Below are 12299 nucleotides of genomic sequence, written 5' to 3' on the forward strand. Positions count from 1 at the left end.
TACTGTTTATTGTTGCGCTGCACGCGCACGGATTTCATCAAACGTGATCTGATTGAGCATGTCGCCATTGCGATACACTGTGATCAATTCGTTCTGTCGATTGCCAAGTTCAGATTCACGAACCGTTTGATAACCTTCATCGTCACGAACCAATGCAAGGCGACCACGTTTCGAGCGCTTGCCCGGATCAGTAATCGGATCTTTATATACATCTCGCCATTGACCATTGATACTGATCGCTGATGCCTTCATGGCAAACTTCTGGGTGTCACGATTTACTTTCTGAAGCAACTCGCCTCCCATACCAAAAGCGATGTTTTCGGCGCTGATTTTCCGTACTTTGAGCGCATCGAGAATCGCCGCGATAGATGCTGCATTAACACCATCGCCCTGAATCAAGCGAACGCAGTCTGGCAATACCCGATAACCCATTGCATTTACGCGATAGCCGAACTTCGCCATTAAACGCTCAATGGCTTCAGGAACGATCTCCACCGGCTCGCCAGAGTCAGGGCGTACTACCAGGGTACCGCCCATGGTTTCAACCTGTTCTTTCAACTCGCCGCCCCAGATATTGTCGATGGCATTCCAGATATCATAGGAATCACTAACGACGGCAACTAAGCGCCCTTCGCCGCCGAACTGCGCGATCATGTTGGCGTAAGCGTCGGATTCGCCGTCTTTGCCCCAGCTCGTGATAGTGCTGTGTTCCGCCGCTGGTATCGAAAAACCCGCCATGTCCACTCCGTACGCACGACGTGCTGCGATAATGCCGGAAAGTGTATCGGTACCCGAAAAGTTAACTAAGTGTGCAGCGCCACCCAAAGCGGCTGTCTCTTCAGAACTCGCACCGCGGGCGCCAAAGTCGTGCAGTTTGAATTCAATACCGTCAGTGCTGCCGGCAGTGTCTTCCATGTAACGGGCAATAATGTTTCGGCATTCTTTCGATACCGTAGCAACCGTTGTTGGGTACCAGACAGCGCGGAGCAGTGCAGTTTCAATGTAGCTGGTCAACCAGGCACATTTAGGGTCGGTGTTAATGACCTGAACCATGACGTTACCGGTCGGCAACATAGTGCCTTCTTTCACCGCCTGAATTTCGAGCGGTAAGTAACCGTTATAAGTCTCGAGAATGTATTCCCAACCAGCGCGGTTAAACGGAACACCGTGTGCGGTGAAAACTGCATCAGCTTCATCAATATCAGCCGCGGTTATTGGCGTGGTCAGATATTCTTTAATAAACGCCTGCAGGCCGAAGAAGAGAGTCTCGCTGTATACGCCACCACGGGACTCGATGTAGCTGGATACAAACTCGGCACCCTGTGGGTACTGAGCAAAGTGAGAGGCTTTGTAAGAATCGGTATTCAGAATCAGGTTTTTCATGACGGAGCTCCTCCAGTCGTTTTATGAAACAACGCCGGTCTATCCAGTGTTGTTGTTCGTTGTCAGGTAGCGGTTCCCGCTGCCGATGAACACATAGTGGCGTACAGCCACTATATTGTCAACAAAAAAATCCGGAGAAGCTTCCGGATCTTTTCACAACCCCGCTCTGGCAGTGCCGAAGCAGTGCTCAGCCGGTACCCAGCATGTCCTGAATCACAAAATAGTGATCTTCGAACATATCCTGAGGTTTCAGGTCTCCCAGCGGCACCCAGCACGCCTGGCGAGCATCATCACTGCCCTTCACTTTCGGTAGCGATGCATTGGGTTCCAACTCAATATAGAAAGCGTGAGTGATAGTACGCCCACGGGCAGAACGATAAGGATCATCAAACACCGCCTGCTTACGGATAGAGCCTTTTAACACTGGCGCAGGGACTTTAAGGCGCGTCTCTTCACGTAACTCCCGCAGGCAGGCATCCAACAAACGCTCATGCGGATCAACAAACCCGCCTGGCAGAGCCCACAAACCTTTGCCCGGATTCGCGCGCCGCTCAACCAGAAGAATATGCCCAGACTGCACCAATACTGCGTCCACGGTTACAAAGGTCGGAGCATAAGGAGCTGCCTCCCAGGCCGTTTTATACTTGTGAACGAAGGCGATTTCCTCACAGATCTGTGCGTAGCCTGGGGAGGACCGGCTGAACTCATCCAGCCAGCTAACCACAGGGGCTGGCAGCAGTCCGTCATTGATCATTGCGCCCAACTCCTGCTCTTTCCCCTGAGAGAAGAATGCTTCACGGATAGGCGTTGCGCTGATGCTTCGATAGTTATCCACACCAATGCTCTGCCACTGCGGAAATAAACTGAGATAAAAGCCCGTCTGATCTTTCTTATGGCCGATCAGCGCGATCTTTGCAGGTTTATGAGGCGTCGAATAGTGAGCGGTTACCAACCCTGAAACTGTGGTCTGCACGTTACGCACCCAGACTTCATCGTTGTACGGCACATCCATCAAGGGAACGCAGATCAGACGCTGGTTTTCATCTTCTGACAAGCAGGTACGAATCATATGTTCACGCTCACTGTGCAACCAGGGGTTACGCGGATTCCGAGCCTGCCAGGACGAACCAATCAGCACGATCAGTTTGTCAGCCTGCTTTAATCCGGACTGGATGACCTGTAAATGCCCCTGATGAAAGGGCTGAAAACGGCCAATAAAGACCGCAAAATCGAATTTCTTGTCTATCGGCATACAGCAAGCTCCTTGCCGTTAATAATCTTACTGCCGGTCTATCCGGCATGTGAGTCCACCATCTAAATTGATCTTATCGTGGATAGCGCTGTATTATTGGCTAATCGCCACTATTGTCAAGTAACTCTCATGCCCGAATCACCTGAGCAGTCGTCCCTCGATAGCTATAACCCGAAAGAGTTCGATACCCCAATTTACTCAGTAGATATAGCTATTTTCACCCTCCATGAGGGCCAACTAAAAGTGCTTATGGTGGAGCGCAACGAATACCCTTATAAAGACTACTGGGCACTGCCGGGTGGTTTCGTTGACTTGAAGAAAGATAGCAACATTAACGCAACAGCCCGCCGGAAGCTGGTATCCAAAACCGGCGTCGATGCCCCATTACTGGAACAGGTGTCGACGATCGGCAATGCCCACCGCGATCCCAGACACTGGAGTATTACCACACTCTACATGGCGTTAATCCCATACGCACCGACCGCTGAGTTTATTGAGGCAGTGAATGAAGCGCGCTGGTTTCCAATAGAAGAAATCGAACAGTTACAACTCGCCTTCGATCACTCTGAACTACTTCAACTCGCTAGGGAGCGCCTGAAAAATAAGACGGCTTACACCGTATTACCGATACACGTTCTGAAACGCCCGTTCTCATTGTCGCAGTTACAGAAAGCGTTCGAGCTACTTATGGATACGGAATTAGAAAAGAAATCGTTCCGGCGAAGACTGTTGAACGCCGACGTATTAAAAGAAGTCGGAGAAGGTATACCAGACGGGGGCAAAGGTCGCCCCGCTGCACTTTACGAACCCGCAGATGGCTCAGAGAACCATCTGTTTGTTCGTGTATTTGGAGACTGAAGACAATCAGCCCGCCATTTTCTCCGCATGACTCTTCAGCATTCCTTCACGGGTGATAAAGCTGATGATGTCGTTCAGGCCTTCGATGTCTGTGCGCAGATTCGAGAACACATAAGGCTTCTCGCCACGCATACGCTTGGTATCGGAGTCCATAATGCTCAGGTTCGCACCCACCAGCTCAGCCAGGTCGATTTTATTAATCACCAGCAGGTCTGACTTGGTAATACCCGGGCCGCCCTTGCGTGGAATCTTCTCGCCCGAAGCTACGTCGATCACGTAGATAGTGAGATCCGCCAGTTCAGGGCTGAAGGTTGCCGAAAGGTTGTCACCGCCACTTTCAACGAACACCACATCCAGATTACCGAATTTCTTTGCCAGCGTTTCTACCGCCGCAAGGTTCATCGATGCGTCTTCACGAATCGCCGTATGCGGGCAGCCACCTGTTTCAACCCCCACGATACGCTCTGGCTCCAAAGCTTCCGCCTGAGTCAGGATACGCTGGTCTTCTTTGGTGTAAATATCGTTGGTTACCACAGCAATATGATAGTCGTCGCGCATGGCTTTACACAGCTGCTCTAACAGTGCAGTTTTTCCTGAGCCCACCGGGCCGCCAATACCAACACGGAGTGGAGATTTGTAATCAGCCATTTTTATTTCCTGTTTTATCAATTCTTTAATTCTGGTTTTTCCCGCTATTTTTATGAGCGGAACAAACGACAATATTGTGTTTCATGCAGACTGCTGGCAATCGCTTGCGCTGGTGAAGAAGCCCCGATGTCATCATCTTCAACATCGAACGCCTCCTCACAGGCCGTACTCAGATAATCCGTAAAGCGGAACAGTACCCGCTGCCCATCACTCTGCCCTAGGGGAATAAGCTTAACGGCACCAATAACCATATTCTCAAGCCAACTCCATAGGTACCCTCTCAGCATATCTTCGCGGGATATATTCCACTTGTAGCAAGCGAGTGCGAAGCCTGTGAGCTGGCTGATATCCATAGCACCGCGCCAGACCGGGTCACTTAACTCTGGCCAGGCAGCGGCTTCAGGCAGCTTATCCAGCAGAGCAGAAAACGCCTGACCCCGCTGCTGTTCTTCTGCGCGCAATTCACTGGTTTCCCGGCAGGAAAGAAGATAGGCCGACCAGTCATGGCAACCCTGCGCATCTTTATTTTCAATGCAGTCTGCGATACGTAGAAGCAGGGGTAGCTCCATCGTCACCATGGTGCCGCTGAGTACAGAATCCAGCCATGCATACAGGCTTTCTGCATCTTTAATCCAGCCACTTTCTACGGCCCATTCCATCCCCTGTGAATAAGTGAATGCGCCAATAGGCAATGACGGGCTGATCAGTTGCTGCAAGCGAAAGTAGGCTGCGGACATAGCGTATTACTTGTCTGCGTTCTCAGAATTCGCACGCGCTTTCTGGCTACGCACAAACATCGCCACACCACTACCGATGACCAGTACAGCGCCAAGCAACATCAACAAGTGGTCGGCATCAAATAGAGAGTGATGCACCAGACCACCCAAAGATTCGCCGGAGTGATCACCTTCGTGCGCGAATGCAACAGTAGACATTGCAGAAGCCGCGAGGCCAGCCAGTAATTTTTTCATTTCAAATCTCCAATCGATATTTCAACCACTCGCATTCAGTGCGAGTGGCTATGTGTATGTGAATGGTCATCATGGTCGTGCCCATGGTGGTGATGCCCACCGCCCTGCTGATAGGCGCCCGACTCAGGCTCAAAAGGAGCCTGCTCACAGATCACCTCTGCAGCTTCGGAGGCACCCGGCAGCTGACGCACCATATCTTCAAGGACATGATCATGCTGGAAGCGCAACCAGCCAGACTCGATCTGCAACGGAACGTGACGATTACCCAGGTGATAGGCGATTTTTGCCAGTAACAGAGGATCTGCACAGCGAACAGTAGATACCGTTTCATCAGCAGCCACTACTCGTACCAATATTCCCTGCCCATCAGTAATGATGTCACCACCACGCAGCAGAGTACCGCGTTCTAAAAATAAGCCGGCTTCAGCGCCGTCTTCCAGCGTTACTCGCTGACGACTCTTAATGCGCAGATCAATCGGGAGGCTCAGTGTTTTCGCTGCAGATAAATCTGCGTGCGACACTTCGTGAGCGGTTAATTTTTTAATCAGTTCAATCATGTTTTTCTTCAATTTAAAAAAGCGGCTTTGCCTTTAATTAGAATAAAAAGTATCTCTGCGCCATAGGCAATACTTCCGCAGGTTCACAGGTCAGCAACTCACCGTTCGCACGCACTTCGTACGTCTGAGGGTCGACCGAAATATCCGGCTGCCAATCGTTAAGCACCATGCTCGCTTTGGTTGCAGTACGGCAGCCTTTCACCACACCAATCAGGTTTTTAAGGCCTAATTTCTCTGGCACACCGGCATCCAGCGCCGCCTGAGAAATAAAGGTCATGCTGGTTGCGTTACGGGTTTTACCATAACTACCAAACATCGGACGGTAGTGGACAGGCTGTGGCGTCGGAATAGACGCATTCGGGTCACCCATTTTGGCCATCGCAATAAAGCCGCCTTTCAGAATCAGGTCGGGTTTAACACCAAAGAATGCCGGGCTCCAGACCACCAGGTCAGCAAGTTTTCCGACTTCGACGGAACCGATTTCGTGCGACATACCGTGGGCAATGGCAGGGTTAATGGTGTATTTCGCGATATAACGTTTTACCCGGAAGTTATCATGAGTTTCCGGGTCTTCAGGGAGATTGCCACGCTGTACTTTCATTTTGTGCGCAGTCTGCCAGGTACGGGTCACCACTTCGCCAACACGCCCCATCGCCTGAGAGTCTGACGAAATCATCGAGAATGCGCCCAGGTCGTGAAGAATATCTTCCGCAGCAATGGTTTCAACACGAATACGTGACTCAGCAAAGGCAACGTCTTCTGGAATGCTTGGATCAAGGTGGTGACACACCATCAGCATATCGAGGTGTTCGTCTGCTGTATTTACAGTATACGGGCGCGTTGGGTTGGTTGACGACGGCAACACATTAGACAGCCCGGCGGCTTTAATAATGTCCGGCGCGTGACCACCACCCGCACCCTCAGTGTGGTACGTGTGAATGGTACGACCTTTAAATGCAGCAATGGTGTCTTCAACAAAACCCGACTCGTTCAGAGTATCGGTGTGAATCGCGATCTGGGTGTCGGTTTCTTCTGCCACCGTGAGTGCGCAGTCAATCGACGCTGGCGTTGTTCCCCAATCTTCGTGCAATTTAAGACCAATCGCTCCCGCTGCAATCTGCTCACGCAGACCTTCAGGTTGACTGGCATTGCCCTTACCCAGAAAACCAAGGTTCATCGGAAATTCGTCAGCAGCTTCAAGCATGCGCGCCATATTCCAGGGGCCCGGCGTTACCGTTGTTGCGTTGGTGCCTGTTGTCGGGCCTGTGCCACCTCCCAGCATGGTCGTGACACCGGATGCCAGTGCTTCTTCGATCTGCTGTGGGCAAATAAAGTGAATATGAGAGTCGATACCACCCGCCGTGACGATCTTACCTTCTGCGGCAATCACGTCGGTACCCGGACCAACTTCAATGGTGACGTCCGGCTGAACATCTGGATTACCGGCTTTACCAATGGCGGCAATACGCCCACCTTTAATACCGATGTCTGCCTTATAAATTCCGGTGTAATCGATGACCAGAGCATTCGTCATGACACAATCCATGACTTTTTCTGAGGTGCTTTGTGATTGCCCCATGCCGTCACGAATTACTTTACCACCGCCGAATTTTACTTCATCGCCGTACGTCGTATAGTCGTTCTCAACTTCAATCCAGAGTTCAGTATCCGCAAGGCGCACTTTATCGCCCTTTGTGGGCCCGAACATATCGGCATAGGCCTGACGCGAAATCGTTTTATTGCTGTCCGTCATTACAGGTCTCCCATCACTTTGCCCTGGAATCCATACACTTTCCGTGCACCGGTATACTCAACTAATTCCACCGTTCGCGTTTGCCCCGGTTCAATGCGGACTGCGGTTCCCGCAGGAATATTGAGTCGGTAGCCGCGGGTCTTTTCACGATCAAATGTCAGTGAATTATTCACTTCGTAAAAGTGATAGTGAGATCCAACCTGAATAGGACGATCGCCCGTATTCGCCACTTCTATTTCTAACGTCTGACGACCTTCATTGAGTGTGATACTGCCTTCCGCAGCCTTAACTTCACCAGGTATCATTGCGTGCTCCTCAATCCGTTAAACTGCCGTGATCAGACAATAGGGTTATGAACAGTGACTAACTTAGTACCATCGGGGAAAGTCGCTTCGACCTGCACTTCGTGAATCATTTCGGGTACACCTTCCATCACGTCATCGCGGGTAAGGAGAGTCCGGCCATGCCCCATTAATTCAGAGACAGTCCGACCATCACGAGCGCCTTCCATAATCGCCGCGGTAATAAAGGCGACGGCTTCCGGATAATTCAGTTTTACTCCCCGAGCCATACGACGCTCGGCTAACAGAGCAGCGGTAAAAATAAGTAACTTGTCTTTCTCTCTTGGTGTCAGTTCCATAAGTCTGCCTGTCAGGTATTCCAGATTCGCGGAATTTCCGCCCCTTTATTTAATACTTTCTGGCGCAGCAGTTGCCACACCGGAATCATTAACGACTGCATTTTTTCAGTGCTGATGCCCAGCACTCTCAGAACAATCAGATCATCCAGCAGGGTCAGCCCAGCAGGAAGTGGGCTTTCCAGCTTCGTCTGCGCCTCAGCGAGAACATCGCGGCAGGCCTCCAGTAGTGCTTCAGTACCGCCAGTCGCCACAAACAGCCCCTGCATCGGATAGTCCCGCAATCCTGCAGCCGCACTGAGATGCTTAGGATCAGAGACCAACAGGTGATCGCTCAACAAGGGCCGTCCGTTGCGTCGGACAAAAAACTTCGAGTGCACCTTGCCATGCAGAAAGCGTTCTTCATTAACCGGCCGCCCGAAGCAGCTGATTTCCCAGCCCATGAAATGAGCATCATCCTCAAGATCGATCTGAGTTTTTGCTTTCACTTTGGCGCCGGTAAAGAAAATGCTCTCCTGAGGGAACCATTCCAGTGCACAGCCTGCACCAATATGAAGCACCTGTGTTACATCCGCGGTCGCGCCTGCACTCAGATAGAACTTGGTAGCTCCCGGCGTAGTAAACAAACCATGAGCGTTCTGACAGCATTCAATATCAATCGATAAGCCATCTCCGCCCACAACGCCGCCCGGTGGATGCAGAAGATAAATGTGACTGGTTTCGCCCTCAGGGTAGAAGGGGCGCTGCACGCGGAGGGGGCCATGGTGCGTCAGACCAGCCATCACGGTTCGCTCGCCTCGCTTTTCAAGGCGCATATTCATCTTGGCTTGCCAGCCGGGTCGAACGTTTTTTACAGCCTGCAACATGGTCTGAATCAGGTATCCACGATTGTATTCACTTTATTGTGCACTAACAGAGCAAAATGCAGGCCAGATGCACCAAAAAGAGAAGCCTTTGAGTACCAGGGCTTAATAACTCGGCAAGAAGTCAGAAATGGGTGGGAAGTGAAAGGCCAGAACCCTGGGTAAGGAGCTGTTCAAGAGTAGCAGCCGACATCGCTCCCATACGGCCATTCAGCAGCTTACCCTCCTTGTTAAATACGAGAGTCACAGGCAAAGCGCTCTGGCCAAACCAGTGCCCCATACGTCCTTCCATATCGAGCCATAGGTTATCAAACTGATACCCCTCCGCTTCGATAAAGGCTGCGACCTCAGCCTTGCTCTCCCCCTGGTTGAGCATAACAAAACGTACATGTGGGTAGGCTTGCTGGGCTTGTTCAAACACTTCCATTTCAGCCCTGCACGTCGGACACCAGGTCGCCCACAGATTCACAACCGTGACATTCGCAACATCAGACCTGAGCGGAAAAGACTTACCCGTCAGGTCGTTAAAGCTGTATTCCGGCCACAGATCTGGCGTGCTATGAGTGAATTTAAACAAGCTGAATCCTGCGCCAATCCATAGCAGAGCAATCGTTACCATGACGATTAGTGGCCTACGCCATGCTACTTCCCTTAGCAGCATGTGCCCGATACCCAGTGCGATAACCACCAGGAATGCGATGGGCTCGAATCCTCGGTCACGGATATCTACAATAGCGAATGCGGGTGTTTCCGCGGCAAAGTACTGATCGCGGTATTGGACGACGAATACCATGCGCGAGATCACCAATGCGACAAACACTCTCGAGATAATGCGATCAACCAGGCCGGGGATTCCGTCGGGTAAAACACGATTCGCAACGGCCATCAGCAATAGCGCGCTGAGGCCTAGAAAAGGAACCAGAGGGAAACTGACACCAAAGATCGAAAGACTGTTCAAAGTGCTACTCTGCGGCGCTTGTATAGATCAGCGATGCTTGTATTGAGTCGGGCAGTAGGCACGGTCGATACCTGCAGGCCGCAAAGCAAGATGCTTAGTGGCCCGGCCACTGACTCGTTTGCGCCACATGCGGAAAGATGAAGGCTTCATCTCTCTGCGCATAAGAACGATGACCTCTTTTTCTGGCAGCCCGAAAAGAGTTTCGATCGCCTCAAAGGGCGTTCGGTCCTCCCAGGCCATCTCAATGATTCGTGATATATCTTCTGCGGAAAAATGGCGATCGGAGCCTGTCACACTTGTTACCTCTCAACCTGCGTCCGCTGATCCATCACCCAATATCCGACGCAGAATCCTATTCACATCCGCACTCTGAAACGTCTTGCGGATATACCCTGCTACATCATACTCATCGGCGCGTTCCAGATCGCGATCAGCCTCAGATGTCGTCATAACCCAGACGGGGAGGTCGCGATAGGCTTGCAGCTCAACATTACAACGAAGCTTCTTCAAAAGCTCAAAACCGGATATGCGTGGCATATTTATGTCCAGCACAATGACAGATGACTTACTCAACCGGCCTTCGATAAGAAGGTTGAGTGCTTCTTCACCATCGTTCGCAACGATGAGCTTCGGCGGATTACTGACGCGTTGCAGCGCACGGCGTATCGCCATCACATCAACGTCGTCATCATCGACCAGAAATATTTCATCTATCTCAGACATCCGGTTGTCACCTTCAAAGTACTGCACCACAATAGCTTACCACTGCGTAAAACTACAAGAAGTCAGTGTTCGACTCACATGAGATAAGAGTCACCTGATAAAAGAGTTCACCGGAAGAAGTCACAGGGAGTCATCATGTCAAAGGAAACTCATTACCTCTACACTGAGCTCTCCAATAAACTGAGAGAAGATGCCGATCTGTTCGACTGGTTCGAGCTGGGCGCCACGGACGGTCTCTGGTATTGGGACCTCACAGACCCCGAGCAAGAGTGGCTGAGCCCCCAGTTCAAAAGAGTCTTCGGTTATAAAAACGACGAAATTCCACATACCTCAGCCTGGTGGCAGGAAAATATCTTCCCCGAAGATCTACCCGGCGTACTGGACAATTTTGAAAAGCATAAAGCTGACCCAAACCACCCCTACGACCAGGTCGTCAGATACCGGCACAAGGATGGCCACACTGTCTGGATACGCTGTCGCGGGCTGATCATCCGGGATGAGAATAACCAACCAACGCGCATGCTTGGCGCCCACACAGATCTGACTGAGCTGATGCGTGCCCGGGAGCAACTGGTTGCTATCGGTAAAGAACTCGAGGCCAGCCTTGAAGACGTCAGCGAAACCAACAAGGTTGTACTGGAAACTGCCGGCATCGGTATCTGGCTCTGGGATCTGACAACCGATCAGATTATCTGGGACGATACCATGCTTGAGCTCTATCAGCTCGATACTGACGGACAGGCCTTGCAGTACGAACATTGGCGCGGCGCGGTTCACCCCGATGATATCGAAGACATCGAACAGCGTATGCAAGCCGCGATCAAGGGTGAGCGCTTCTTCAGAACAGAAATTCGTGTGCCACTCCGTGATGGCAGCATTCGCTACATCAAGTCTGCTGCTGAGATTTTTTATAACGAAGCTGGCGAGCCACTACGAATGCGAGGTGCAAACTGGGACATCACAGAAGAAAAACTGAGGGAACAGGAGCTTGAGCGTTCCAATCGTGATCTCGAACGATTCGCTTATGTCGCTTCTCACGACCTTAAAGCACCTCTGCGTGGCATTCGCCAGCTAGCGTCCTGGATAGAGGAAGACCTTCCGGATCCACCTGAATCCGTCAAAAGTCATATAAGCATGATGAATAAACGGGTCGCCCGCCTTGAGCACCTACTCGAAGATATACTCACCTACTCCAGGTCTGGATCTGAGACTAACAACCCAACTGAAGAAGTGAATTTTGATTCACTCATTCGCGAAATATTCGAATCTCTTTGCCCTGATCGTACTCTTACACTGAACATAACAAGCATCCCCCCTCAAAGGGTACCGTCGCCCACCAAGCTGTCTCAGGTGCTACAGAACCTGCTGAGTAACGCAATAAAGCATAAAGGCGACAGCTCAGAACATCTGCTTGTCACGACAGCCGTAGATAAAGGTCGTGTCGTTATTGAGGTAATGGATCAGAACCCGCAGATACCCGAGGAGTATCGCCAGCGCATTTTTGAGATGTTTCAAACCTTACGCCCCCGGGATCAGGTCGAGGGCAGCGGCATGGGACTGGCCATAGCCGAGAGGCTCGTCAATAGCATGGGTGGCTCGCTGTCATACTACCCCGCCCCTGTAGATCAAGAAATTACGAATGTAAGATACAGCAATGTATTTTCGTTTACCTGGCCTCTGGAAAATACCTGAGCAT

At 51.2% G+C, this 12299-nt stretch carries 15 protein-coding genes; 2 read left to right on the top strand and 13 right to left on the bottom strand.

Translation table 11 applies throughout. The features are described from left to right. Positions 1 to 6: 6 nt before the first annotated feature. Positions 7 to 1383: a nicotinate phosphoribosyltransferase gene (locus B3007_RS12620; RefSeq protein ID WP_301377914.1), complete on the bottom strand. Its 1377-nt coding sequence runs from the start codon at positions 1381 to 1383 to the stop codon at positions 7 to 9. A gap of 187 nt (positions 1384 to 1570) precedes the next feature. Next, positions 1571 to 2635: a bifunctional nicotinamide-nucleotide adenylyltransferase/Nudix hydroxylase gene (locus tag B3007_RS12625; protein WP_301377913.1), complete on the bottom strand. Its 1065-nt coding sequence runs from the start codon at positions 2633 to 2635 to the stop codon at positions 1571 to 1573. Between the two features lie 129 nt (positions 2636 to 2764). Between B3007_RS12625 and B3007_RS12630 the strand changes: the two genes are divergently transcribed. Continuing rightward, entirely contained in the window at positions 2765 to 3493 is a 729-nt protein-coding gene (locus B3007_RS12630; protein ID WP_301377912.1) for an NUDIX hydrolase, read from the top strand. A gap of 6 nt (positions 3494 to 3499) precedes the next feature. On the opposite strand, the gene ureG is transcribed toward B3007_RS12630, so the two are convergent. The 11 genes from ureG to B3007_RS12685 form a co-directional block, all read right to left on the bottom strand. Further along, entirely contained in the window at positions 3500 to 4141 is a 642-nt protein-coding gene (gene ureG, locus B3007_RS12635; RefSeq protein WP_068437049.1) for an urease accessory protein UreG, read from the bottom strand. Between the two features lie 50 nt (positions 4142 to 4191). Then, positions 4192 to 4878, bottom strand: coding sequence for an urease accessory protein UreF (locus B3007_RS12640; RefSeq protein WP_068437051.1), 687 nt, complete (start codon positions 4876 to 4878; stop codon positions 4192 to 4194). Positions 4879 to 4884: 6 nt separating this feature from the next. After that, the gene (locus tag B3007_RS12645; protein WP_068437053.1) at positions 4885 to 5112 is read right to left on the bottom strand and encodes a hypothetical protein; all 228 of its coding nucleotides are present in this window, start codon (positions 5110 to 5112) and stop codon (positions 4885 to 4887) included. Positions 5113 to 5147: 35 nt separating this feature from the next. Beyond that, positions 5148 to 5669: an urease accessory protein UreE gene (gene ureE, locus B3007_RS12650; RefSeq protein WP_068437055.1), complete on the bottom strand. Its 522-nt coding sequence runs from the start codon at positions 5667 to 5669 to the stop codon at positions 5148 to 5150. Positions 5670 to 5706: 37 nt separating this feature from the next. Then, complete coding sequence (ureC, locus tag B3007_RS12655; protein ID WP_297533371.1) at positions 5707 to 7422, bottom strand: urease subunit alpha; 1716 nt, start codon at positions 7420 to 7422, stop codon at positions 5707 to 5709. Continuing rightward, complete coding sequence (locus B3007_RS12660; RefSeq protein WP_068437061.1) at positions 7422 to 7727, bottom strand: urease subunit beta; 306 nt, start codon at positions 7725 to 7727, stop codon at positions 7422 to 7424. The genes ureC and B3007_RS12660 overlap by 1 nt, the downstream gene beginning before the upstream one ends. Positions 7728 to 7759: 32 nt before the next feature. Then, positions 7760 to 8062: an urease subunit gamma gene (ureA, locus tag B3007_RS12665; RefSeq protein ID WP_068437063.1), complete on the bottom strand. Its 303-nt coding sequence runs from the start codon at positions 8060 to 8062 to the stop codon at positions 7760 to 7762. 11 nt (positions 8063 to 8073) lie between these two features. Next, positions 8074 to 8880 (bottom strand): urease accessory protein UreD, encoded by an 807-nt coding sequence (locus B3007_RS12670; protein WP_301388708.1) that lies wholly within the window; start codon positions 8878 to 8880, stop codon positions 8074 to 8076. Positions 8881 to 9046: 166 nt separating this feature from the next. Further along, positions 9047 to 9880: a TlpA family protein disulfide reductase gene (locus B3007_RS12675; protein ID WP_301377910.1), complete on the bottom strand. Its 834-nt coding sequence runs from the start codon at positions 9878 to 9880 to the stop codon at positions 9047 to 9049. 27 nt (positions 9881 to 9907) lie between these two features. Beyond that, positions 9908 to 10174 (bottom strand): TIGR03643 family protein, encoded by a 267-nt coding sequence (locus B3007_RS12680; protein WP_301377909.1) that lies wholly within the window; start codon positions 10172 to 10174, stop codon positions 9908 to 9910. Positions 10175 to 10186: 12 nt separating this feature from the next. Beyond that, positions 10187 to 10603 (bottom strand): response regulator, encoded by a 417-nt coding sequence (locus tag B3007_RS12685; protein WP_301377908.1) that lies wholly within the window; start codon positions 10601 to 10603, stop codon positions 10187 to 10189. Positions 10604 to 10738: 135 nt separating this feature from the next. On the opposite strand from B3007_RS12685, the gene B3007_RS12690 reads away from it, so the two are divergent. Then, a complete protein-coding gene (locus B3007_RS12690; RefSeq protein ID WP_301377907.1) occupies positions 10739 to 12295 on the top strand; it encodes a PAS domain-containing sensor histidine kinase in 1557 nt (518 codons plus the stop codon). The last annotated feature ends 4 nt before the right edge of the window (positions 12296 to 12299 follow it).

The sequence above is a fragment of the Thalassolituus sp. UBA675 genome (genome assembly GCF_002297765.1).
GTDB lineage: Bacteria > Pseudomonadota > Gammaproteobacteria > Pseudomonadales > Oceanobacteraceae > Thalassolituus.